This window comes from Streptomyces sp. NPDC060198, from assembly GCF_042728415.1.
GTDB lineage: Bacteria > Actinomycetota > Actinomycetes > Streptomycetales > Streptomycetaceae > Streptomyces.
The window spans coordinates 1-21,707 of sequence record NZ_JBHWZJ010000008.1 but is presented as its reverse complement, the minus strand read 5'-3'; the positions used below and the strand labels follow the sequence as shown (position 1 = coordinate 21,707).

Genomic DNA, 21,707 nt, shown 5'->3' with positions numbered 1-21,707 from the left:
GGCACGCGGGTTCGCGAGGCGCGGGCCCACGGCCGACGCGTCCGGCCCGCGGGCTCACAGCCGGACGGTGGTGCCGGGCTCCAGCAGCTCGATCGCGACGCCGGTCAGCCCCTGCTCGCCGAGGAACCGCGCCGTGGAGATCTGCCCGAGTTCGCTGAGCATGAGTTCGTGGATCTGGATGACCCGCTCGGGCCCGACGGCACGGACGTAGTCGGCGGCTTCGCCGAGTTTGGTCCACGGACCGCTGGTCGGGAGCAGGAGGGTGCGCACCGGGGCGTCGGGTACGGAGTAGGAGTCGCCGGGGTGGTGGACGGCACCGTCGAGGAGGTAGCCGACGTTGTCGGGACACGGGATGTCGGCGTGGATCGGCGCGTGCCGGCGCCCGTGGACGGTGACGTCGAGGGGGCCGACGGTGAACGAGTCGCCCGCCGTGACGGCGCGGACCCGGCCGCCGTGGCCGCCCAGGGCGTCCGCGACGGCGGCCGTGCCGTAGACCCGCAGTCCCGGCCGCGCCGCGAGAGCGGCGGCGACGAGCTCCCCGTCGAAATGGTCGAAGTGGTCGTGCGTGATCAGGACGGCATGGGCGAGGCCGACGGCCTCCGCCGCGTCCGGAGTGAAGGTGCCGGGGTCGATGACGACGCGGGTGCCCTCCTTCTCCAGCGTGACGCAGGCGTGGGCGTGCTTGGTGAGCTGCACGGCGGGTCCTTCCGACGAACAATAACTACAACCAAACTGTACACCCGGGTTGCCTATAACATGCCGCGCCCGCGTCGCGGGCCAGGACGTCGGGGCGGACGATCCGGTCGGCCGCTACGGGTAGATTCGAGCCCATGGACGACGCTCGACTGGCCGAGGAACTCCGCCTGACCATCGGACAACTGGTCCGAGCGGTGCGCACCGCCGACACCATGCCGCCCGGCGAGGCCTCCGTACTCGGATACCTGGACCGCGGCGGCCCGATGACCGCCGCCGACATCGCATCGAGACGGGGCGTCAGCCACCAGTCGGCCACCAAGGCGGTCAGGGAGCTCGTGGGCCAGGGCCTCGTACGGGCCGAGCCGCACCCCCTCGACGGACGCAAACACCTGCTCCACCTCACTGCCGCCGGAAGCGACCGGCTCGCGCAGGAACGCGGCAGGCGCGCGGAGGGGCTCGGCGGCGCGATCGACGGGGTGCTCGACGCCGGCGAGCGGGAGACGCTGGCGGCCGCGCTGCCCCTGCTGGCGCGCCTGACCTCACACCTGCGGGACACGCCCCGGGCACGCAAGCCGGGGCACCGGGCGGCGTCCGACGCTACGGGTTGATCCCCCGGCCCTCACGTCCGCCCACCCGGGCGCGGTCGGCGGCCTCGGTGCCGTGGGTCCAGCCGTCCAGGTCGGTGGCGCCGCGGACCCGGGTGGTCGTGGTCCGGGGGAACATCCGCTCCGCCGCGCCGGAGACCGCCACGTCGCGGGCGGCCAGCACGGGCAGCAGCGCGTCGTCGCCCGGCCCGTCCGTACCGCCCCCGTCCGCCGCTTCCGCGCCGGCCTCGGCGGTCACCCGCGCGGTGTCGGCGGCGAGCCGGCTGCCGAGCCGCTGGGCGTACGCCATCAGGAAGGACTGCCGGAACGTCTTGGTCCGCTTCCGGCCACCGGCCCGCTGCCCCGCCTCGGCGCGCGCCATCGCGGAGGTGCCCTGCACCAGCAGCGAGGTGAAGAGGAGCTCCACCGCCTCCAGGTCGGGCTCGAAGCCGACGACCGTGGTGAAGCCGAGGTCGCTGTTCCACACGGCCCGGCAGCGGTTCGCCGAGGCGACCGCGTCGAGCAGGATCGCCTTGGCCGTCTCGTACGGGGCGTCGACCCCGATCCGGCAGGCGCCGGGCTGGTCCCCGCTGTGGGTACGGGCGGCGAGCAGCGCCTCGTCGATGCTGTGCCGGGCCATCAGCTCCTGCGCCTTGGTGGTGAGCGCCTCGGCCTCCTCCGGGAAGTCCGTCCCCTCCGCCTTCGCCAGCAGGGCGCGGATGCGGGTGAGCATCCGGGGCTCGTCGTGCGCGGGCGGCGGGAGGTGCGAGCCGCCGGCCGGGGTCTCGCCGGGCGGCGGCCCGACCGCCTCCACGGCGGGGAGCCGCAGCAGCAGCCGGTACAGCTCCAGCAGCGCGGAGGCGTAGGAGAAGCGGTCGGGCCGGTTGCGGGGCACGGGTGGCGGCAGCTCGTCGAGCTGGCCGGACCAGCGGGGCGGGAGCGTCGCGTACCCGGCGGTCTCGGCGGCGATCAGGGTCGCGGCGAGGGCCGCCCGCTCCTCGTCCAGCTCCCGCCGCACGAACCGTACGACGTCGGCGGGCTGCCAGCCCCGGGCCCACGCACGGCGGAGGAACTCCTCGCCGCGCCGGTGCGCCTCGTCGTCCGCGCCCGGGGCGGCGGCGAGCAGCGACGCACCGGTGTCCAGACCGGCGTCGCCCTCCGAGTAGAGGGCCGCCGCGCACGCCTGGTCGATCACCGGTTCCATGGGTTCAGGGTAGAGGCGGGCGCACCCTCGCCCCCTCCCGTGCCCTCCCTGTCACCCCTCCTGCGGAGGGAGCAGCACCAGCTTCCCGCGGACGTGCCCGGCCTCGCTGACCCGGTGCGCCTCGGCGGCCTGGGCCAGCGGATACGTGTGGTCGACCGGGATGCGCAGCTCGCCGAGGACGGCCCGCCGGGCGTTGGCGGCGAGGCGTCCGGCGGAGGGGCCGCCGCCCCCGGCGGAGAAGGCGACCCCGAGCGCGGGGGCGTCCGCGTCGGCGATGGTGATGACCCGGTCCGTCGTACCGCCGCGCAGCTCGATGGAGTCCGGCAGCGCGCCCCGTCCCGCCGCGTCGAAGACCGCGTCCACACCCTGTGGAGCCAGTGCGCGGACCCGCTCGACCAGCCCGGGGCCGTACTCCACCGGCGTCGCGCCCAGCACCCGGAGGTAGTCGTGGTTGGCGGGGGATGCCGTGCCGATGACGGTCGCGCCCCGGGCCGTCGCGAGTTGCACGGCGGCCGAACCGACCGCACCGGCCGCTCCGTGCAGCAGCAGCGTCTCCCCGGCGTCCAGCGCCAGTTCGTCGAGCACCCGGGAGGCGGTCTCGGTGGCCACCGGCAGCGCGGCGGCCGTCTCCCAGTCCAGGTCGGCCGGCTTGCGGGTGATCTTCTCCGGGACGGCCAGGACCTCGGTGGCGTACGAGCCGGTCTCGCTGTAGCCGAGCACCTCGTCGCCGGGGGCGAAGTCGGTGACACCCTCGCCGACCTCCTCGACCACGCCGGCGAACTCGCTGCCGGGCGTCGCCGGGAACGCGGTGGGGGCCGCCTGCTGCATCCAGCCCTTGCGGATCTTGTAGTCGAGCGGGTTGACCCCGGCGGCCCGGACCCGCGCCCGGACCTGCCCCGGAGCCACCCGCGGGGCGTCCATCTCGGTCAGCCGCAGCACCTCGGGGCCGCCGAACTCCTCGAACACGATCGCCTTCATCCCTGCTCCTGCTCCCCGCACCGCGGTCCGCTCGCCGTCGCCCCCGGTGCCGATCCTCGCGGCAGGCGCCCGGGGCTGCCTCCCGGGAGGCGCCGCCCGGGGACCGCCGCCGGGGCCGGGTCCCCACCATGCGCGCGGTGACACGGCCCAGGGCCTCTCCCCGGTGATGTCAGTGCCCGGTGCCAGACTCGGGGCCATGACGGAACGGTGGGCCCTGGCCGCGGCGGAGGGCGGCGGCGCGCTGCTCGTTCCGCTGGAGCGGGACGGGCGCCCGGCCGGTCCGGTGCTCCACGAGGGCGACCTCGCCGAGGCGGTCCGGACGCGCCCCGGAGTGGCGCGCTGGGTGTGGCGGTCCACCACCGAGATCTACCCCCGGCTGCTCGCCGCCGGGGTCCGCGTCGAGCGGTGCTACGACATCGAGTGCGCGGAGCTGCTCCTCCTCGGCCACGCGGGGCGGCTCGGCGAACCGCGTTCCGCCGCGGCGGCCCTGGCCCGCCTCCACAACGCCCCCGTACCCGCCGATCCGCCGCCCCGCAGCGCCGACCCCGGGGCGCAGTCCCCGCTCTTCGAGCAGTCGGCCGGCACGGAGGTGCCGTTCGAGGGCCTGCTCGACGTCTACGCCGACCAGCTGCGCCGCCACCGGGAGGCGGAGCACCCGGACCGGATGCTCCTGCTCACCGGCACCGAGTCCGCCGGGATGCTGGTCGCCGCCGAGATGAACCGGGCCGGAATGCCCTGGCGGGCCGACGTGCACCGGGAGCTGCTGAACGAGCTGCTCGGCGAGCGGTACGCGGGCGGTGGCGAGCCCCGCAGGCTCGCCGAGCTGGCGGACCGGGTCTCGGCGGCGTTCGGGCGGCGGGTGCGGCCCGACCTGCCCGCGGACGTCGTCAAGGCGTTCGCCGGGGCCGGGATCAAGGTGGCCTCCACCCGGCGCTGGCACCTGGAGGAGATCGACCACCCGGCGGTGGAGCCGCTGATCGCGTACAAGAAGCTCTACCGCATCTGGACCGCGCACGGCTGGGGCTGGCTCCAGGACTGGGTGCGCGAGGGCCGCTTCCGCCCCGAGTACACACCGGGCGGCTCGGTCAGCGGCCGGTGGACGACCAACGGCGGCGGGGCGCTCCAGATCCCCAAGGTGATCCGCCGGGCGGTCGTCGCGGACGAGGGCTGGCGGCTCGTCGTCGCCGACGCCGACCAGATGGAGCCCCGGGTCCTCGCCGCGATCTCCCGCGACCCCGGACTGATGGAGGTCGCGGGACACGAGGGCGACCTCTACGCCGCGCTCTCCGACCGCGCCTTCCGGGGCGACCGGGACCAGGCGAAGGTCGCCCTGCTCGGCGCGGTCTACGGCCAGACCTCCGGCGACGGCCTCAAGAACCTCGCCGCGCTGCGCCGCCGCTTCCCGCTGGCCGTCGGCTACGTCGACGACGCGGCGAAGGCGGGCGAGGAGGGGCGCCTCGTACGGACCTGGCTCGGGCGGACCAGCCCGCCCGCCGCCGGGGCGGGGGACGACGGCGAGGCGGGGCTGCCGCAGGAGGGCGGCGCCGACGAGGAGGACGGCTCCGGGGAAGGCCGCCGGGGGTACGGCTTCACCCCCGGGTACGCCTCCTCCGACGCGCGGGCCCGTGGCCGCTTCACCCGTAACTTCGTGGTGCAGGGCAGCGCCGCCGACTGGGCGCTGCTGCTCCTCGCGGGGCTGCGCCGCACGCTCGCCGAGGAGGGACTCCGGGCGGAGCTGGTGTTCTTCCAGCACGACGAGGTGATCGTGCACTGTCCGGCCGAGGAGTCGGAGCGGGTGGTGCGGGCGATCCGCGAGGCCGGTGAGCTGGCCGGGCGCATCGCCTTCGGGGAGACTCCGGTGCGGTTCCCGTTCACCACGGCGGTGGTGGAGCGGTACTCGGACGCGAAGTGAGAGTCCCGCCCGCCCGGGGCACGGGCGGGCGGCTCCCACCACACGGTCTACTTCACCTGGAGCTTGCGCCACTCCGGGGAGGTGACCAGCGCCTTGAGCTCGTCGACGGAGAGCGCGGGTTCGGACCGGGTGGCCACCCCGTCCTGCCGGTCCGCGTTGAAGGCCATGACCGCGACCCGCATGCCGTCGGGGTACATGAGGTCGACCGTCCACTGGACGATGCCCTGCCCGCCCTTCTCGCCCGGCGTCTGCCGGACCGCGAGCAGCCCCCCGTCCGGCAGGGTCTCGGCGCTGCCGTACAGGTCGCCCGCCACGTCCAGCATGTCGCGCTGGACGTTGATCCCGACGAGGGACCGCCCCTGGCCGTCGTCCACGACCAGCTCGGCGTACTCGCTGCCGTCCTCGTGCTCCTGCCGGACCACCGTGACGTCGTCCGGGAGCAGTCCGAGGAAGGTGGGCATCAGCGTGGAGTAGTCGAGTTCGGGGGCGCGGCTGGGGGTGGGCGTCGGGGCGGGGGTCGCCGATCCGCCCCGGCCGTTCTTCTCCCGCTGCGCGACGATCTCCCCCATGCGCTGGATCAGCCCCGCCCACTTCCCGGACTGTCCGAGGAGGTCGAGCTGTCGTCGGTCGAGCACCGGGGTGGAACGGGCCGGGTCGGCCGGGTCGTCGAGCAGACCGCTGTAGGCGCGTACGTCGAGGGTCACCCCGCCCACCGCCAGGGTGCGGATGCGGTTCCCGACCAGGTCCGGGACTGCCGGGTCCGCGGTGGCCGGTGCCGTGGCGGTCGGGCACTCGCCGCCGGGCCGGCGCTTCCCGGAGGCGTCGGTGAGGTCGGGGCCGCCGACGGCGTCGAAGGCCAGCGCCACTCCGGCCGGCACGCCCCTCAGGTCACCCGGCGCGGTCCGGCAGGCTGCGGCCTGGCCGCCGCCCCGTGCGTAACTCGGCGTCGGGTAGAGGGCGGCGGTGACCGTGGCGGCCCCCTCACCGTCGTCGTACACGACGGAGGCCGACGCCACCGCGCCGTCCTCCAGCTCCCCGGTACCGACGCCGGAACCCTCCGACACCTTTCCGCCGGGCAGCAGCGCGGCCAGCGTCTCGACCATCTCCGTGCCGGAGATCCCTGTGCCGGCGGCGGCCGGGGACACGGAGTGCGTACCCGACGCAAGATCGGCGCCGGATCCGGAGCCCCCGACCAGACCGGTCGCCAGACCACCGCCGAGGGCGACGAGAGCGAGTGCGAGCGCGCCCCCGGTGACGGCGGCGGTCCTGCGCCGCCGCACCCCGCGCCGCCCGGCCTCGACCGAGCCGTCGAGCAGCGCGGTCCGGTCGCGGAGCTCGAAGGACTCGCCGGTGCGGCGGAGCTCATCACTCAGGTCGTCTTCAAAGGGCATGGCAGAGACACCACTTCTCGTTCGGTGGAGGCGGAGGGCGGAGCGGAGTACGCGCGGGTGGGGGACGAGTCCGGGTGCGCGCGGCGCGGCCACGGGCGCGGGTTCGGCGTTCGGCGGGCGGTGCGGTCGGGCGGCTCAGTGGACGGACGGCTCAGTGGGCGGACGGCTCAGTGGGTGGCGAACTCGGCGAGGCTGCCGCCGAGCAGGGTGCGCAACCGGGCCAACGCCCTTACGCACCGGGTCCGTACGGCTGCCGGGCTCGTCCGAAGTGCCTCGGCGGTCTGTTCGACGCTGCGGTCCTCCCAGTACCTCAGCACCACCACAGCCCGGTCCTTCGGGGCGAGCCGGTCGAGGGCGTCGAGCAGCGTCATCCGCAGGGCCGGGTCCTCCCCCGTGCGGTCGGGGGCCGTGTCGGGCAGATCCGCGAGCGGGCGTTCATCGGCGGAACGGCGTCTGCGGTGGGTGAGGAAGGTGCGGACGAGCACGGTCTGGGCGTACGCGGCCGGATTGTCGATCCGGTGCACGCGGCCCCACAGCATGTACATCCGGGCGAGGGTCTCCTGTACGAGATCCTCGGCGAGGTGCACGTCGCCACCGGTCAACAGCGCAGCCGATCGGTACAGTCGGCCCGCGCAGCTCGCCGCGAACTCCCTGAAGTCCTCGACACGCGACTTCCTCATGCGTCCCCCGTCTCCCACGGCCGTACCGGCCGTGCGTCCCGCACTTCTTCGACGCGATGACCCGGGCGGAATGTTTCACGCGGACACCGACCAATTTTCCGGCGGTTGGCCGCGGCGGGGCGGCACCACTCGGAGCAAGGTGCCTCCCGCCGCTCCCCAACCCCCTTGCGCGCGGGTAGGTTCGGCGCCATGGACACTGGTCAGCTACTGGGCTCGGGACGCAGCGCCGACGTGTACGCACTCGACGACTCCTGGGTGCTGCGCCGCTACCGCGACGACGCCGACACCACCCCCGAACTGGTGGTGATGTCCTACCTCTCCGCGTTCGGCTTTCCGGTACCGCGCATCGGGCCCGCGCCCGAGGGGGTGGGCCCCGGCGACCTCGTGATGCAACGGCTGACCGGTCCCACCATGGCCGAGGCGCTCATGGACGGATCCCTGGACGCCCGCCGGGGCGGCGAGATGATCGCCGCCCTGCTGCGGGAGCTGCACGCGCTGCCCCCGCGCCTCTCCCCCGATCCGGAGGTGCGCATCCTCCACCTCGACCTGCACCCCGAGAACGTGATGCTGACCGGGCACGGGCCGGTGGTGATCGACTGGAGCAACACCACCGAGGGCTCACCCGGGATGGACCGCGCCATGTCGGCCCTGATCCTGGCCCAGGTCTCCCTCACCCCGGGCTTCCCGGCCGCGGAGGGGGTGGGCCTCCTGCTCACCGCCCTGATGAACGCCATGGCGGGCGACGGCACGATCGCCGAGGCGGACCTCGCCGGAGCCGTCGCGCTGCGCTCGTCGGACCCCTACCTCTCCCCCGCGGAGCACGCCGTGCTGGGCGAGGCGGCTGCGCTGGTGGCCGCGCACGTGAGGTGACGCCGGCGGGGCGGCCGGGGTACGCGCCCCGCCGCCCCGCCTCCGCACCCACCCCGGCCGCTACTCCCGCGCACCGACCGCCTCCACCGGGCGGACCCGGAGCGCCCGCGCCGCCGGGAGTACGGCGGCCACCACGGCGATCACCGCGGCGGCGGCGAGCACCGCGCCGATCGCCGCCCAGGGCACCACGACGCCCGTGTGCACGCCGAGCAGGGCCAGCGCCCCCCATACGGCACCCAGGTCGATCGCGGAGACGGCGATGCCGAGCAGAGCGCCCACGCCGACCACCACCAGCGCCTCGACGGCGACGAACCGCAGCACCTGGCCGGTGGTCGCGCCCGCCAGCCGCAGGACGGCGAAGTCGCGGGCCCGGTCCGAGGTCGCCATCACCAGGGTGTTGACCAGGGCGATCGCCGTACAGAGCAGGGCGATGCCGAGCACCGTCAGCAACCCGAGCCGGGTGGTCTCCCGGGTACGGGGGTGGTGCGCGGCGGCCCATGCGCGCGCGGTCGTCACCTCGGTCCCGGTGGCCCGGCCGGCCTCGCGGAGCGCGGCGGTGACCGCCGTACGGTCGGCGCCCGGCGCCACCGTGATGTCGAGGCGGTCCACCGGGGCGCCCGCGGCGTTGCGGGCGCTGAGCAGGACACCGTGGTCCCCGGTCCCGGTGCGCAGGACGGCCGCGATGCGCAGGGACGCCTCACGGCCGTCGCCGAGCCGGACGCCGACTCGCTCCCCCACCTTCGTGGTCAGCCACTCCTCGGTGACCACGATGCTGTCGTCGTCGAGATCGGCGAGAGAGCCCGAGGCGACCGGCAGGGCCGACACCGCCGCGAAGGCCCGCGGGTCCACCGCCGCCGCTTCGTAGGGGACGAGGGCGACGCCCTCTTCGAGGACGGTGACCCCGGTGGAGCGGGAGGCGCTGACCACCACGCCCGGAACCCGCCCGGCCCGCTCCACGAACTCCGTCGGCAGGGGCCGACGTTCGCCCCTCGCGGTGACGACGAACTCGGCGGAGGTACGGGTCAGCGCCTCGGCCTCCTTGGCTCCGGCGAGGGTCCCGGTCGCCCCCAGGAGGATCGTGGTCAGGGCCACCGTGATGAGGACGGGCGCGGCGACGGCGGCGGTCCTGCGGACGGCGGACGAGGCGCTCTCCCGGGCCAACAGAGCGGTGGCACCCGGCAGTCGGGCCGCCACCAGGGTCAGCAGCCGGACGGCCGGGGGTACCAGCACGGGTGCGAGGAGCGCGCATCCGGCGATGAGCACCATCGGCTCGGTGAGGTACGTCTTGCGCTTGAGGAGCCCGCCGGGGTCGGAGACCAGAGCCATCACGATCAGCCCGATTCCGGTGCCCACGACCAGAGTTGCCAGTATCCAGCGGAGTCGCGGCATGGCTCCTTCGTCGACGGCCGCCTCACGCAGCGCCTGGGTCGGTCCGGTCCTGCCGGCGCGGTGGGCGGACACGGCCGATCCGGCCACCGCCACGGCCAGCCCGGTCCAGAAGGCGACGTGCAGCGGCCAGGTCCGGTCGCCGATCTCGAACCAGGCGGGGGCGATTGCCCGGTCCACCATCCAGGCGACGAGTCGGGGGGCTCCCGCCCTGCCCCACCAGCATCCGGCGGCGGAGGCCAGTACGCCGACCAGGACGGCCTCGGCGTACACGGTCCGGCGGATCTGACCGGGGGTGGCGCCCGCCGTGCGCAGCAGCCCGAACTCCCTCCGGCGCTGGGCCACCGCGAAGGAGAAGGTGGACGCCACCACGGCGGCCGAGACGAAGGCGGTGATGCCCGCTGCGGTACCGAGGAGTGCGTTGACGGAGGCGAGTGCCTCCTTGTCGCGGTCGGGGTCCGGGTCGGCCCGGCGCCGGTCGTCGCCGGTGAGGACCGACACCCGCGGCTCCCCGGCCTCCGCTCCGGTGGCCTCCGCCTCGGCCGCCTCCACCTCGGAGGCGACGGCCCGGGGGTCCGCGTGGACGACCAGGGCGTCGACCGCCGGGGAGATCCGTGCGGCCTCGGCGTCGGTGAAGAACAGCGCCGTCTCGAATCCGGTCGCGGCGACGGTACCGACCACCGTCACGCTCCGGCCGGTGCCGCCGGGGCCCGTGGCGCCCGGGAAAAGCAACCGCATCCGGTCGCCCGGGTGCACGGAGGAGCCTGGGCCGGTGGCGGCCACGATCTCGCCGGGCGCCGAGGGCGCACGCCCCGAGGTCAACCGGTACGGGGTCGCGGCGGCGATCGACCACGGGTGGCCGACGACCTCGGCGTCCGCGTACGGGCCGCTGCCGGACGGGAACGCCACCGGGAACGTCCGGTCCTCGGTGGCCGGCCCGAGGGCGGACAGCCGGGTGACGAGCGCGGGCGGTACGGGCCGGGGCCGGGCGAGCGGGCTCGTCCGTACACCGATGGGGGTGGCGACCCGGACCGTGTCCGCACCCTCGACCACCACCGGGGCGGCCGCGAACCGCTCCGGAGGGCGGACCGGCGCGTCGAGCGTGGCGGCGAGGGCGAGGCCGGTGGCGGCCACGAGTCCCACGCCGAGGGCGAGGGCGACGAAGGAGCCGGCGAAGGTGATCCAGCGGGCCCGCAGCCCGGCGAGCACGCGCGTCAGCACGACGACACCGCCGCCCCCTGCGCAGCCTTCCCGTGCGGCGATTGCTCGCGCGCCGGCTTCTCCGTCGCCGCGCCCCCGGTGAGCCGCGTCATGCGTGCGGCGATCCGCTCGGCGTCGGGGGCGTCGAGCCGGTCGCGCACTTGGCCGTCCGCGAGCAGCACCACCCGGTCCGCGCAGGCCCCGGCGACGGGGTCGTGCGTCACCATCACCACCGTCCGGCCGCCGTCCACCAGGGACCGCAGCAGGGCGAGGACTTCAAGGCCCGTCGTGGAGTCGAGGGCTCCGGTGGGTTCGTCGCCGAAGAGGACCTCGGGGCGGGTGATCAGGGCTCGGGCCAGTGCCACGCGCTGCTGCTGGCCGCCGGAGAGTTCACCGGGCCGGTGGCCGGCCCGGCCACCGAGACCCACCCGGTCCAGGGCGTCGAGCACGTCGGCACGCCGGGGCCTGCCCCCGGCCAGTCGCAGCGGGAGGGCCACGTTCTGCGCCGCGGTGAGCGCGGGCAGCAGGTTGAAGGACTGGAAGACGAACCCGATCCGGCGCCTCCGCAGCAGGGTGAGGCGCCGCTCGCCGAGGGTGGTCAGCTCGGTGCCGCCGAGGAACACCTGCCCCGAGGTCGGCCGGTCGAGCCCGGCCGCACAGTGCAGGAGGGTGGACTTACCGGAACCGGAGGGACCCATGATCGCGGTGAAGGTCCCCGGTGCGACGGTCAGGTCGACCCGGTCGAGGGCGGTGACGAGGCTGCTGCCGCGACCGTGCGACCGGGTGACGGAACGGAGCTGAACCGCTGGCTGTTGACTCATGAGCCAAGTCAACTCAGCCCAGCCGCCCGGCACATCGGAGCAGAATGCCGTCCTCGTGGTGGAGCTGTCTCCACCATGGACCCGCCGTGGGCCCGCCACCGGCCGCACGGAGCCGCGCTGTCCCCTCCCGTCACGGCCCGGCGGATCGCGCCGCGCGGGCCGGGCCGCCTACCGTTCCCCCATGCATCCCGTCCTCCTTCCGCAAGCGCTGCGGCAGCGCCGGTACGTGCTCGGCGTGTGGCCCTGGCGCGCCGCGCTCTACCTGCTCACCGGCGTTCCGCTCGGCGCCGCCGTACTGGTGACGCTGACCCTGCTGGCCGTCGCGGGCGGGGTGCTCTCCGTGGTGCTGGTGGGGCTGCCGCTCCTGCTGGTCCTGGCCCTCGCGGGGATACCGCTGGCCGCCCTGGAGCGGTACCGGCTGCGGCTGATCCACCCCGGCCCGCTGCCGTCCGCACACCGCCCGCCGGCCGAACCGGGACTCTCCGCCTGGCTCCGGACGCGGCTCCAGGAGCGTTCGACGTGGCGGGAGTTGGCGTACGCACTCTTCCTCGGGCTGCTGCTCTGGCCGGTGGAGGCGCTGGCGATCGCCTGTGTGTTCCTGATCCCGGCGGGGCTGATCGCGGTGCTCCCCCAGATGGCCGCGGGCGGCACGGGCGAGGCGCGGCTGCTGAAGCTGTGGACCGTGGAGTCCTGCCCCGCCGCCTGGGCGCTGCTGCTGGCCGGACTGCTCCTGCTGCCGCCGCTCGCCTACCCCCTGGGGGCGCTCGCGGCCGGCCGGGCCGCCCTGACGCGGCGCCTCCTCCACCCGCCGGACAGTGGACTGGCCGATCGGGTGGACGAGTTGGACCGTTCCCGGATGCGGCTGGTGCACGCCTTCGAGGCGGAGCGCCGCAGGATCGAGCGGGATCTCCACGACGGTGCCCAACAGCGCCTGGTCGCCCTCTCCATGACCCTGGGCCTGGCCGGACTGGAGCGTCCCGCCGAACCGGTGGCCGGGCTGCTCGCGAAGGCGCGCGTCCAGGCCGACGAAGCGCTGGTCGAGATCCGCGAGCTGATCCGGGGCATCCATCCGCAGATCCTCACCGGCCGGGGGCTGGGCGCCGCGGTGGAGGACGTGGCCGATCGCTCGGTCATCCCGGTGGACGTGACGCTGGACGTACCGGACCGGCTGCCGGAGCCCGTCGAGACCGCTGCGTACTTCGCGGTCTGCGAGGCCCTCACCAACACGGCCAGACACAGCGGGGCGTCCAGGGTGACGGTGAACGGGTACTGGCGGGAGGGCGAGTTGTCCGTCGAGGTGCGGGACGACGGCACGGGCGGCGCGGACATCGACGCCGGTACGGGCCTCCAGGGGGTCGCCGACCGCCTCTCGGTCGTCGACGGCCTGCTGCTAGTCTCCAGTCCGCCCGGCGGGCCCACGGTGGTCCGCCTGCGCGTCCCGTGTCCGGCCGTACGACCCAGGAGTTGAGCCCGTTGCGCACCGAGGGCGGGGGCCTGCGCGTGGTGCTGGCCGAGGACGGCGTACTGCTGCGCGAGGGGCTGGTCGGGGTACTCACCCGGTTCGGGCACGAGGTGGTGGCCGCCGTCGGGACGGCCGGGGAACTGGCCGCAGCCGTGGAGTCGCACCGCCCGGACATCGTGGTGACCGATGTCCGGATGCCGCCCGGTTTCACCGACGAGGGTCTGCGGGCCGCCGTCGAACTGCGCACCGGGCAACCGGATTTGCCTGTCCTGGTCCTCAGCCAGTACGTCCAGCGCTCCTACGCGGAGGATCTGCTGGACTCGGCCGACGGTACGGCCGTCGGCTATCTGCTCAAGGAACGGATCGGCCACGTCGAGGAGTTCGCGGCGGCGGTGGCCCGGGTCGCCGCCGGGGACACGGTGGTCGATCCGGAGGTGGTCCGCCAGCTCATCCGGCACCGCCGCGATCCGCTCGCCCGGCTCACCCCGCGCGAGCAGGAGGTCCTGGCGCTGATGGCGGAGGGCAGGTCCAACGCCTCGATCGCCGATGCCCTCACCGTCAACGAGGGCACGGTCAGCAAGCACTTCGGCTCGATCCTGACCAAACTCGACCTCTCCCTCTCCGAGGAGACGAACCGCCGCGTGCTGGCCGTACTGGCCTACTTGCGCGGCTGATCCGGCACGGGGGCGACCGCGCCGCTGCGGGAGGCGGAGGTCATGGCGGCAGCCGCGAGTGCCGTCGCCGCGAGGATCAGCCCGGCGGTGAGCAGGGCCGCCCGTGCGGCGGCGCCCGGTGAGCCCGTACCCGTGAGCGCGTGAGCGGCGCCGCCTCCGCCACCCGCACCGGCGAGGTAGACGCCGCCGACGACCGCGACGCCGATGGTGCCGCCGAGCTGCTGGACGGCGTTGAGGAGTCCGGCGGCGGAGCCGGTCTCCTGCGGACCGACGCCGCTGAGCGCCACGGCGAAGAACGGAGTCGTGAACAGCCCGGTGCCCACGCCCGCGACGGCGAGCGCGGCCGGCAGGTACACCGGGTACGCGCTCGGGCCGCTCGCCCCGTACACGAGGCAGGCCGCCAGGAGGCCGGCGGCGAGGACCGCGACACCGGTGTGCAGGACGCGGGTGGGCCCGTACCGGGGGACGAGCCGGTCGCCCGCCGCCCAGGAGCCGGCGGCAAGCCCCGTCGACCACGGCAGAAGGGTCAGCCCGGCGGCGAGGGGCCCCCGGCCGAGGCCCAGTTCGAGGTGGAGCACCACCACGGTCATGACGGCGTTCATCACGGCGAAGAACAGCGTCGACGTGGCGAGCGCCGCCGGGAACGACCGCCCCCGCAGCAACGCCGGCTCGACCAGCGGGGCCCGGCCCCGGCGGGCGGTACACCGCTGCTGGAGGACGAACCCCGCGAGTACGGCGGTGCCCGCTCCCGCCGTCGCCCAGGCTCGCGGGCCCGGGGCGCCCGCGCCGCCGGCCAGCGGACACACCACCAGGGCGATGCCCACCGTCGCGAGCAGGGTCCCGGCCAGATCCAGGCGTCGCCGGACGGGGGCACGGTCCTCCCGCAGCCGGGGCGCGATCACCAGCACGGCGGCGGCGAGCGGGAGGTTGACGAGGAAGACCGCGCGCCAGGACGAACCGAGCACGTCGGCATGGGTCAGCACTCCGCCGAGCACCGGCCCGAGCACGGCGGACAGGCCCATGACCGGGCCGATCGCCCCGAGCGCCCGGGGCAGCTCCTCACCGTCGAACATCGCCCGGATCAGCCCGAAGGTCTGCGGGACGATCAGCGCGGCGGCGACCCCCTGGAGCGCCCGCAGCCCGATCAGCGCCGCCGGCCCCGGAGCGCACGCGCAGGCAGCCGAGGTGGCGGCGAAGGCGACCACGCCGATACGGAAGACCCGCCGCCGCCCCGCCCTGTCCCCCAGCCACGCGCCGGTCAGCAGCGCCAGCGCGAACGTGAGGGTGTACGCGGCGCTGAACCACGGAATGGTGGCCGCCGCCCCGCCGAGATCGACGTGCACGACCGGCCCCGCGACCTGGACGATCGTCGCGTCGAGAAGGTTCGTGGCCTCGGCGACCAGCACCGCCACCAGCGCGTACCAGCGGCGCGGCCAAGGGGCGCCCGGTGCCGGGTCCGTCGTGGGGTCCGTCGTGGGGTCCTTCGCCGGGCCGGAGACGGCGGGCGTACTGCGGCGCGAGGTACGGGACACGGCGCTCCCCCTGCGGAACGATGGCTGTGGCGGAGACCGGCGGGCGGTGGCTGACGCCCGGTGGCCGGTAGCCCTCCGGCGGACGACGGCCACGGTCCCGCGCCACCTCTGCCGGATTCCAGCCCGGTGGCCAAGATCGGCGATTACTTCCGTCCGGCTCGGCTATTTTGACGAATATGCTCGTACTCGACGACCTTGACCGCGGCCTGGTCCACGCTCTGCACGTGAACGGACGGGCGCCCTTCACGCTCGTCGCGGAGGTCCTCGGCTGCTCCGTCCAGACCGTGGTCCGCCGCTACCGCCGGCTGCACGCGCAGGCGGGTCTGCGGGTGGTCGCCCTCCCCGACCCGCGCAGCTCCGGCACTCACCAGTGGTTCGTGCGGCTGACCGCCGCGACCCGTGCCGCGCACGACATCGCCCTCGCGCTCGCGCGCCGCCCCGACACCTCGTGGGTACGACTGGCCTCCGGCGGCACCGAGATCGTGGCCGTCATCCGCACCACCCCGGCGGGCCCGGACGCCCACGCGCTGCTGCTGCGCGACGTCCCTCGCACCGCCGGGATCACCGCGGTCTCCGCGCACTACCTGCTGCACACCTACCTCGGCGGCCCGTCCGCGTGGCGTGGCAGGGTCGACGCGCTGGACTCCGAGCAGCAGACACGGCTGCGCGCCGAAGGCGTCTCGGGTGCGGGTACGGGCGCCGCCACCGGGGCACCCGCCCATCTGCTGACCGACGCCGACCGGCTGCTCCTGGAGGCACTGCGCGACGACGCGCGGGCCAGCTACGCCGACCTCGCCGCGGCGACCGGCTCGACCGCCTCGACGGTGACCCGCAGACTCGCCGAACTGCGGGCGCGCGGGGCGCTCTTCTTCGACGTGGACGTGGACCCGGCCCTGCTGGGCGCGACCGTCTCGGCGCTGCTCTGGATGCAGGTGGCGCCCGCGCACCTGGACGAAGTCGCCCACGCGCTCGCCGCGCACGAGGAGCTGGCGATGGTGGTGGCCACGACCGGGCCCACCAATCTCGTCGCCCAGGCGCTCTGCCGGGACACCGAGGAACTGCACCGCTATCTGACCCGGAAGGTCGCCTGGAGCACCATCGACCGGATCGAGACGGCACCGGTGCTGCGGACCTACAAGGCGGCTGCGACCCTGCGCAGCGGCTGGGGGTGAGCGGGGCGCGGGCGTACCCGAACGGGTGGTGGCCCGCGCCCCTGGTGGGGTACGGGGCACCACCCGTGGACGGGGCCCTGCTCAGCCGCCGGTGATCACCTTGTCCTTCGCCAGGCTCTCCGTGCGTGAGGTGAGCGTGGTGCGCAGGGACTTCGCGGTGGACTCGACCCCGGAGGCGTCCGCGCCCGACTTCTTCGCGGCGGTGACGAGGGTGTCGAGGGTGGAGGTGCCGTACCCGGAGCCGTAGTACTGCTCGTACAGCTTCTTGTACGCGGCGTGGTAGACGGTGTCGAAGGCGTCGGCCGCCAGGAACTTCTCCTTCAGGGCGTTCCCGCCCATGCCGCCCCCGCCGCCCATGCGTCCGCCGGCCGCCTGACCACCGGCCGCCTGACCACCGGTGTCCTGGGCGCCGGTGTCCTGACCACCGGTGTCCTGAGCACCCGGGGGGCCGCCCTGTCCGCCGGCGGGGAAGCCGCCGTCGGCCGGGAGCTCGCCGTCGGTGGGGAATCCGCCGGCCGGAGGTTCTCCGCCTCCCGGGAACCGGCCTTCGGCCGGAGCGCTTTGGTCACCGGTCGCGTCCTGGCCGCCCGCCGCACCCGTCGTGCCCGGGGCACCGGTCGCGTCCTGCCCCCCGGCCGCGGCGCCGGGCATCGCACCGCCACCTCCGCCGCCGAAGCCTCCCATGCTGGTGCTGTCGTCGGGGCCGCTGGTCGCATCGCCGCTGAAGGTCAGGTTGAAGTCCCAGCCGAGGACGGAGAACTTCTTGGTGTCCAGGTCGTACCAGAGCACGTAGTTGTTCCCCGGCCCCGCCATGTCGTCGAAGTTCAGGATCAGGTTCTGCGTCGCCACGTACGCGGCGAACGAGTCGACGTCCACGTAACGGTCGAGGTCCGCGGCGAACTCCTCGTCCGACGCCTGATCCACCCACTTCAGCAGCCGCATCACCGGGGCGAGGTCCTGACTCCCCTTCTTGTTGAGCTGCTTGAAGGACGTCTCGTATTCGGTCGGATCGTCACCGACGTAGTCGAAACTGCCGCCCGCACGGGCCTTGTACGCCACCCCGTCGCCCGCGACCTGCTGCTCCACGTAGTCCTTGCTCGGGTTCTCCACCATCAACCGGGTCGCCGCGGGGCGGTTGTTGACGGTGAGGTTCACGAAGCCGAACTTCTCGGCAGGCTGCCCGGACTTCTCCATGAGGGAGAGCGACAGAGCTTCGTTCAGGGGGAGTTGGTCGTCCACACCGGGACGCAGGGAGATCTCGCGATTTCCCTGGTACGCACGCCCCTCCACGTACTCGTCGATCTTCACGAGCCAGGGGAGCTCCTCGGGCTTGTCGGCGGAGAGGTCGTACTGCGTCATCCCGCCACCGCCCGCCCGCATCCCGCCGGCAGCCTGGCCGCCCTGGTCCTGGCCCTGCCGGCCCTGGCCTTGTTCCTGCTGATCCTGGCCCTGGCCCTGGCCCTGATCCTGGCCCTGCGGACCTCCCTGGCCGCCGAATCCTCCGGCCCCACCGGGCCCACCGGGCCCACCGCCGGAGCCACGCAGGCTCTGCAGCGTGGAGTTGCCCTTGAGGCGGATGCCGACGTCGTCGAGGTAGGTGCCGTCGATGGTGAGGTCGGCCTCGATCGTGTCCTTGGTGCCGTCCTTCTCGTAGGCCTTCATCATCTTGTCGAAGTCGCTCTGGTCGTACTCGATCCGGAACGTGTGCGCGGCCGTCGTGTCGTACAGGCCGACCGTGCCCGGCAGGTTCTCGGTGATGACGTCGGCGTCCTCGACGGAGGCGCTGGTGACGAACGGCGTGACCCGGGCGTCCGAGAAGAAGACCAGCAGCACGGCGAGTCCCGCGCAGAGCAGCCCGACCGGCTTCCAGTGGTGGCGCACCGGCAGGGGTACGCGGTGCGCGAGCCGCTTGCGGGGCGGGGTGCGCCGCTCCTCGCGGGCGCCCCCCTCCACCTCCTCCATCACAGGTCCGTCTGGTCGTAACCGGTGAGCACCGTGACGCGCTGGCCCCTCGTGCGCTCCTGGAGCGCCGCGACCAGCTCACCGGGCTCGTGACCCTTCTTGATGCGGACGGTGTAGAACACCTCGGTCAGCGTGCCGCCCCGGATGGACTCGGTGCTCACCAGCTCGAACTCGTCGGTCAGGCGCAGCAGTACGTCCTGGATGCTCGACGTGTGGTCCTCGCCTGCGGGGAGCTGGACCTTGACGACCTGACGCTGCACGTTGAGGGCGAACAGGTCGAACCGGCTCATCAGGAAGATGATCAGCGCGATGACGACTCCGCCGACCGCAGCCAGGGTGTAGAACCGCGCTCCGCACGCCATGCCGATCGCCATCACCAGGAAGATGAAGCCGACGTCCCGGGTCTCCTTGACCGCGTTGCGGAAGCGGACCACGGACAGCGCGCCGACGAGGGAGAACGCGCGCGCCAGGTTGGAGCCGACGACGAGCATGATCAGCGCGACGACCATGCCGACGATGACCAGCGTCTGGACGTAGGACTGGCTGTACGAGACGTTCTTGTGCGTGGCCCGGTAGACGTAACCGATCACGGTGGAGAGCACGAAGGACAGGGTCATCGCCAGGACGATGTCCATGACGCTGAACGTGCCGCTCAGGTCCTGCAGGTCGAAATTCACGGGCGGAAAGCCTCCGTCAGGCGCCCCGGGGCGGGGAGTCGGGTGGGGGACACGGCGATCGGGGTTCCGTCGCCGGTGGCGTGGTGGGCCGGAGCCGGCGGGAGGTCTTCCTCCCGTACGTGGAACACGGAGCGGGGCGCGAGCCCGAACGCCTCGATGGACTGGACGTACTTGGAGACGCGGATCAGGTTGAGGTCGCGGCGGGCCGCAAGGTCGGTGATCCAGTGCGGGGTGCGCTCGTTGACCTTGATCTCCATGACCGACATGTGCGGCGGGATCGTGAAGCGGTTCTCCGCGTCGGCCGTGCCGAAGTGGAAGTCCCGGTCGCGGCCCCGGATGCGCCGGTCGAAGGTGACGCGCAGCCCGGTGTCCTGGTCACGGCCGACGAGGGCCTCGCGCTGGTAACCGGTGATGGCGGTGGGCTGGAGGTTGAGGCGTACGGCGAGTTCGAGGACCTCCTCGACGAAGGCGGCTTCCTTCGGCGAGTGCTCGATCATCTGCCGGTCGTCGCACATCCGCCGGGCCGTCTCGTACGGCAGCGTGATACGGCGCTTCTGGGTGACCCGGTTGACCCGCTGCTTGATCTCCACGCAGACCGGCGAGGCGTCGGTGATCAGGTCCAGGTCGCCGTAGTGCCGGATGCGGAGCTTGCGGCGGAACTTCAGGCCCTCGATCTTCTCCCAGTAGAAGCGGAGTTGGGGGGTGTCGTAGTAGAGGCTCCACACCCCGTAGCCGCCCACCGGACTGTGCGGGTCGCGGTCCATGCGTTCGCCCAGCTCGTCCCGGATCGAGGCCGCCTGTTCGACGGGGACCAGGTACTTGAGCTCGTACCGGTTGAAGGCGTGCAGCCGGCTGGCCACCCGCAGGGCCTCCTCGCCCGCGGGCTCCGGCCCGGTTCCGGAGTACGCGCCCGCCGCACGGACCGAGCCGGCCACCGCCGGGCCGACCGGCGTACCGGCGTGTCCCGGACCGACGGCCTTCGTGCCACGAGTCTGTGGGCGCAGGCGCCCCAGCCAGCCAGTCATGGCTCCCCTTCGTGCCGTTCGTTCGTCTTCTTCCTACGAGTAAGGAATCGGCAAAAGATGAGGAACTTATGAATTCCTTATCTGAATGACCTGAGTACATGAAATGAACACAAGGTGAACACGAAGGGGCCGCAGGTCGGCGTGCGACCGCGCTCCCCCGGCACGGGTTTCCCTCGTACCGGTGGGCATCGGTCAAGAGCGGGGCGCCGCACCGACGCCGCACGGGATGCTGTCGGAAGGACGCGCACAATACGCGCGGAACGACGCACGGAACGACGCACGGAACGTGTCCCGTCAAAGGGACAGCCCTCGGGGAACGGACGGGAAGAGACAGCGACATGACCGCACCACGCCTGGAGACCAACCCCTGGCTCCGCCGCTACCACGCCGCCGACGCCGGCGCCGTCACCCTGGTGTGCTTCCCGCACGCCGGTGGATCCGCCGGTTACTTCCACCCCTTCTCCACGGCTCTCGCGCCCTCGGTCGGCGTGGTGGCCGTCCAGTATCCGGGGAGGCAGGACCGGTTCGCCGAACCGTGCGTCGAGGACCTCGGTGAGCTCGCCGACGCCATCCACCAGCAACTTCGCACGATGGTTGGCCCGTTGGCTTTCTTCGGCCACAGCATGGGCGCCTCCCTCGCGTTCGAGGTGGCCAGGCGGCGGGAACTGGCGGGCGAGAAGGCGCCGTCGATGCTGTTCGTCTCCGGCCGCCGCGCCCCGGACACCCGCCGCGCGGTGACGGAGCCCGTCCACTCGCTGGACGACGCGGGTCTCCTCGCCCGGATCAAGCGACTCGGCGGCTCCCACAGCCAGCTGCTGGAGGACCCCGAGCTGGTCGAGCTGGTGCTCCCCGCCGTGCGGGGCGACTACCGCGCCGTCGAGCGCTACCACTGCCCGCCCGGCACCGTCCTCCACTCCCCCCTCACCGTGCTGACCGGCTCCGAGGACCCCCTCACCACCGCCGAGGAGGCCGACGCCTGGCGCCGCCACACCACCAGCACATGCACCGTGCACACCTTCCCCGGTGGCCACTTCTTCCTGGAGCCCGAGTCCCGCGCGGTACTCGCGACGGTCTCCCGCACCCTGGCGGGCCTCACCGTCTGAGACCCAGCGGATCCCGGTGGTGGGCCGGCGAAGGTCGCGGGCCCACCTCCGGCACTCCGTGCGGCCCGCCGCAGCCGAGGCCTGGGCGTGGAGTACGTCACGCCGCCGGGAGATCCCGTGGGGCGCCCGGCAACGCCCCTGCGGCTGCCCGACCCGGTTCACCGGTCTTCCGCGAAAGGCCCCCGGCGGCGAGGCCCCGGCGCGGCCGTCTCCCAGCGGCTCGCCCAGTGGGACTGCACGGCCCCCGAGTTGGCGGTGACCTGCGAAGACATCCTGCCCCCGTGACCCGCCGCGCCGCCCGCCCCGCGTCGCCCACCGAAGCGGAGTCACTCGTTCCGAGAGGGCGGACCGCAGCACCCGCATGGCGCCCCTTTGGCC

At 73.9% G+C, this 21,707-nt stretch carries 18 protein-coding genes; 7 read left to right on the top strand and 11 right to left on the bottom strand.

All coding sequences use genetic code 11. The features are described from left to right. Window positions 1-54: 54 nt before the first annotated feature. Entirely contained in the window at window positions 55-696 is a 642-nt protein-coding gene (locus tag ACFWEP_RS02605; protein ID WP_387364366.1) for an MBL fold metallo-hydrolase, read from the bottom strand. A gap of 134 nt (window positions 697-830) precedes the next feature. On the opposite strand from ACFWEP_RS02605, the gene ACFWEP_RS02600 reads away from it, so the two are divergent. Continuing rightward, window positions 831-1,304: a MarR family winged helix-turn-helix transcriptional regulator gene (locus ACFWEP_RS02600; protein ID WP_387364363.1), complete on the top strand. Its 474-nt coding sequence runs from the start codon at window positions 831-833 to the stop codon at window positions 1,302-1,304. Here the strand turns inward: ACFWEP_RS02600 and ACFWEP_RS02595 are convergent. Beyond that, window positions 1,294-2,484 carry a DUF2786 domain-containing protein gene (locus ACFWEP_RS02595; protein WP_387364360.1) on the bottom strand — a complete coding sequence of 397 codons (1,191 nt, stop codon included), beginning with the start codon at window positions 2,482-2,484 and terminating at the stop codon, window positions 1,294-1,296. The genes ACFWEP_RS02600 and ACFWEP_RS02595 overlap by 11 nt on opposite strands. Before the next feature lie 51 nt (window positions 2,485-2,535). Next, the gene (locus ACFWEP_RS02590; protein WP_387364357.1) at window positions 2,536-3,462 is read right to left on the bottom strand and encodes an NADP-dependent oxidoreductase; all 927 of its coding nucleotides are present in this window, start codon (window positions 3,460-3,462) and stop codon (window positions 2,536-2,538) included. Window positions 3,463-3,658: 196 nt separating this feature from the next. Between ACFWEP_RS02590 and ACFWEP_RS02585 the strand changes: the two genes are divergently transcribed. Beyond that, the gene (locus ACFWEP_RS02585; protein WP_387364354.1) at window positions 3,659-5,374 is read left to right on the top strand and encodes a bifunctional 3'-5' exonuclease/DNA polymerase; all 1,716 of its coding nucleotides are present in this window, start codon (window positions 3,659-3,661) and stop codon (window positions 5,372-5,374) included. A gap of 47 nt (window positions 5,375-5,421) precedes the next feature. On the opposite strand, the gene ACFWEP_RS02580 is transcribed toward ACFWEP_RS02585, so the two are convergent. Beyond that, window positions 5,422-6,765 carry a hypothetical protein gene (locus ACFWEP_RS02580; protein WP_387364351.1) on the bottom strand — a complete coding sequence of 448 codons (1,344 nt, stop codon included), beginning with the start codon at window positions 6,763-6,765 and terminating at the stop codon, window positions 5,422-5,424. 167 nt (window positions 6,766-6,932) lie between these two features. Then, window positions 6,933-7,445 (bottom strand): SigE family RNA polymerase sigma factor, encoded by a 513-nt coding sequence (locus ACFWEP_RS02575; RefSeq protein ID WP_387364348.1) that lies wholly within the window; start codon window positions 7,443-7,445, stop codon window positions 6,933-6,935. Window positions 7,446-7,634: 189 nt separating this feature from the next. Between ACFWEP_RS02575 and ACFWEP_RS02570 the strand changes: the two genes are divergently transcribed. Next, window positions 7,635-8,315 carry a phosphotransferase gene (locus ACFWEP_RS02570; protein ID WP_387364345.1) on the top strand — a complete coding sequence of 227 codons (681 nt, stop codon included), beginning with the start codon at window positions 7,635-7,637 and terminating at the stop codon, window positions 8,313-8,315. Between the two features lie 60 nt (window positions 8,316-8,375). Here ACFWEP_RS02570 and ACFWEP_RS02565 read toward each other — a convergent pair whose 3' ends face one another. Together ACFWEP_RS02565 and ACFWEP_RS02560 are read right to left on the bottom strand one after the other, a co-directional pair. After that, the gene (locus ACFWEP_RS02565) at window positions 8,376-10,922 is read right to left on the bottom strand and encodes an FtsX-like permease family protein (protein WP_387364342.1); all 2,547 of its coding nucleotides are present in this window, start codon (window positions 10,920-10,922) and stop codon (window positions 8,376-8,378) included. Then, window positions 10,916-11,722 (bottom strand): ABC transporter ATP-binding protein, encoded by an 807-nt coding sequence (locus ACFWEP_RS02560; RefSeq protein WP_387364339.1) that lies wholly within the window; start codon window positions 11,720-11,722, stop codon window positions 10,916-10,918. The genes ACFWEP_RS02565 and ACFWEP_RS02560 overlap by 7 nt, the downstream gene beginning before the upstream one ends. A gap of 181 nt (window positions 11,723-11,903) precedes the next feature. Here ACFWEP_RS02560 and ACFWEP_RS02555 point away from each other — a divergent pair, with 181 nt between their 5' ends. Both ACFWEP_RS02555 and ACFWEP_RS02550 read left to right on the top strand, forming a co-directional pair. Further along, a complete protein-coding gene (locus tag ACFWEP_RS02555; RefSeq protein ID WP_387364336.1) occupies window positions 11,904-13,190 on the top strand; it encodes a sensor histidine kinase in 1,287 nt (428 codons plus the stop codon). Window positions 13,191-13,216: 26 nt separating this feature from the next. Beyond that, on the top strand, window positions 13,217-13,858 hold the full coding sequence (locus tag ACFWEP_RS02550; RefSeq protein ID WP_387364444.1) for a response regulator: 642 nt from the start codon (window positions 13,217-13,219) through the stop codon (window positions 13,856-13,858). Here ACFWEP_RS02550 and ACFWEP_RS02545 read toward each other — a convergent pair. Further along, window positions 13,843-15,390, bottom strand: a complete 1,548-nt coding sequence (locus ACFWEP_RS02545) for an MFS transporter (protein WP_387364333.1) — start codon at window positions 15,388-15,390, stop codon at window positions 13,843-13,845. The genes ACFWEP_RS02550 and ACFWEP_RS02545 overlap by 16 nt on opposite strands. Before the next feature lie 176 nt (window positions 15,391-15,566). Between ACFWEP_RS02545 and ACFWEP_RS02540 the strand changes: the two genes are divergently transcribed. Further along, the gene (locus ACFWEP_RS02540; RefSeq protein ID WP_387364330.1) at window positions 15,567-16,562 is read left to right on the top strand and encodes an Lrp/AsnC family transcriptional regulator; all 996 of its coding nucleotides are present in this window, start codon (window positions 15,567-15,569) and stop codon (window positions 16,560-16,562) included. Window positions 16,563-16,643: 81 nt separating this feature from the next. Here ACFWEP_RS02540 and ACFWEP_RS02535 read toward each other — a convergent pair whose 3' ends face one another. From ACFWEP_RS02535 to ACFWEP_RS02525, 3 genes are read right to left on the bottom strand one after another with little or no spacing between them, the layout of a single operon-like run. Next, a complete protein-coding gene (locus ACFWEP_RS02535; protein ID WP_387364327.1) occupies window positions 16,644-18,524 on the bottom strand; it encodes a CotH kinase family protein in 1,881 nt (626 codons plus the stop codon). After that, window positions 18,524-19,201 (bottom strand): DUF4956 domain-containing protein, encoded by a 678-nt coding sequence (locus ACFWEP_RS02530; RefSeq protein ID WP_387364324.1) that lies wholly within the window; start codon window positions 19,199-19,201, stop codon window positions 18,524-18,526. The genes ACFWEP_RS02535 and ACFWEP_RS02530 overlap by 1 nt, the downstream gene beginning before the upstream one ends. Further along, window positions 19,198-20,061 carry a polyphosphate polymerase domain-containing protein gene (locus tag ACFWEP_RS02525; RefSeq protein WP_387364441.1) on the bottom strand — a complete coding sequence of 288 codons (864 nt, stop codon included), beginning with the start codon at window positions 20,059-20,061 and terminating at the stop codon, window positions 19,198-19,200. The genes ACFWEP_RS02530 and ACFWEP_RS02525 overlap by 4 nt, the downstream gene beginning before the upstream one ends. A gap of 503 nt (window positions 20,062-20,564) precedes the next feature. Between ACFWEP_RS02525 and ACFWEP_RS02520 the strand changes: the two genes are divergently transcribed. Beyond that, complete coding sequence (locus tag ACFWEP_RS02520) at window positions 20,565-21,329, top strand: thioesterase II family protein (RefSeq protein ID WP_387364321.1); 765 nt, start codon at window positions 20,565-20,567, stop codon at window positions 21,327-21,329. Window positions 21,330-21,707 lie beyond the last annotated feature (378 nt).